This is a genomic window from Pseudomonas sp. HMWF006 (assembly GCF_003061205.1).
GTDB lineage: Bacteria > Pseudomonadota > Gammaproteobacteria > Pseudomonadales > Pseudomonadaceae > Aquipseudomonas > Aquipseudomonas monsensis.
The window spans coordinates 1-1,219 of record NZ_QAIU01000566.1; the positions used below are offsets into that span (position 1 = coordinate 1).

Genomic DNA, 1,219 nt, shown 5'->3' on the forward strand with positions numbered 1-1,219 from the left:
TCACAGACCTACATCCAGCAATTGATGGCTCGCGTGCCGACGTACATGATTCTGGACGACCATGAAATCGAAGATAACTGGCCAGCCAATGCCGACAAGCAGGATCGCGTGACGCTCTATCCCCATGCCATCCACGCCTATCAAATCTACCAGAGCAGCCACAGCCCGCTCTTTAGCGCGGACGGCGCGGGCCGGATCGAAGGCACCCTTTCACACTTCTGGTACAGCTTCGTCGACGGCTGCTCGGAGTGGTTCGTCATGGACTCACGCACAGAGCGAGACTTGTCCGCAACGCCTCCAACCATGGTCAGCGAGACGCAACTCAAGGCGCTCCTGGACTGGCTGGGCAACGGTAGCCAATTGGTGAAGTTCGTCGTGACTTCTGTCCCGTTGTTTCCTGATCTGTTGAATGATGCCGGCGATAAATGGGGCGCGTTTGCCGAACAGCGTCGCTTGATCATCGAACACATCCGCAACAATAAGATCAGCAAGGTGATCTTCGTTTCCGGCGACGTGCATTGCTCTTTCGTCAGCAAGCTGACCCTGGACAGCGACCCGAGCTTCAGTGTCCACAGCGTGGTTTCATCGTCGTTCTTCTGGCCGTACCCGCACATGAGTAAAACCGAATTCGCCTTCAACACCCAGCTTACCGGGATACCGGGCGGCAACTATGTCACGCGTTTGCTCTCGGATGTGTACTCCGACGATAACTTCGCCAGGCTGGAAAGCAGTCTTAAAGGGGTCGACGTAAACTTTTTCGAACGCAAGGGGGGATCCCTGGGACCGGCAACGAAAATCAAGTTCTAGCGCCCGGAAACACGAAAGCCTGCCCGAGGGCAGGCTTTCGATTGACGGCGCTGACTTCAGGCGTCGTAAAACGCCTCGACCGCCACCCGACTCCCCACAAAGAAACTGTCCGCCACCAGCCGCAATGGCTGCACATCCACATCACTGGCCTTATCAGCAATCAACTGCTGGAAATGCCGATACACCGCCGCATACTCCCCCTCTTCCGACACGGTCTCGCGCACGCCGTCGATGCTCAACAGTGCGCCACCGTTGTCCAGGCGCAGAACGCCTTCGGCACAGCGAATCTCGATGCTCCACAACTCATCGTGACCGTGGTCGAAATCGAATTCCGCGCGCACGTCGAGCTGCCGTGCGTCTGCCATTTTGATCGACGCGGCAAGCGGCGACTGGCAGTTGTCCGGCACCCGCA

1 protein-coding gene and 1 pseudogene are annotated in these 1,219 nt (G+C 57.7%); one reads left to right on the forward strand and one right to left on the reverse strand.

All coding sequences use genetic code 11. The annotated features are described in order from the left end of the window. On the forward strand, positions 1-807 hold an 807-nt coding region (locus DBR24_RS25955), incomplete at its 5' end, for an alkaline phosphatase D family protein (protein ID WP_177490683.1). Between the two features lie 56 nt (positions 808-863). Here DBR24_RS25955 and DBR24_RS33815 read toward each other — a convergent pair. After that, positions 864-1,219 (reverse strand): annotated as a pseudogene (locus tag DBR24_RS33815) (gfo/Idh/MocA family oxidoreductase); the annotation flags it as partial.